The 252-nt window shown below is 77.0% G+C and carries 1 protein-coding gene; it reads left to right on the top strand.

Annotated elements, in window-relative coordinates; all coding sequences use genetic code 11:
* The coding region (locus tag FN960_RS24475; RefSeq protein ID WP_185971165.1) for a hydroxyethylthiazole kinase at nucleotides 1-252 on the top strand (252 nt) is incomplete at both ends.

Raw genomic sequence — 252 nt, 5'->3', positions numbered from 1 at the left:
CTCGAGGCCGCCCGCCGCCTGGCCGAGCACACCGGCGGCGTGGTGGCCGTGACCGGCGAGGTGGACCTGGTCACCGACGGCCGACGCCTCGCCCAGGTGCGTGGCGGACACCCGTTGATGCCCCGGGTCACCACCCTGGGCTGCGCGCTGACCGGCGTGGTGGCGGCCTTCCTGGCCGGCGCCGACGACTCCTTCGAGGCGACGACGGCGGCCCTTGCCAGTTACGCCGTGGCCGGCGAGCTCGCCGGCGAG

This window comes from Alkalicoccobacillus porphyridii, from assembly GCF_007293315.1.
Lineage (GTDB): Bacteria > Bacillota > Bacilli > Bacillales > Bacillaceae_D > Alkalicoccobacillus > Alkalicoccobacillus porphyridii.
This window is presented reverse-complemented; position numbering and strand designations above follow the sequence as displayed.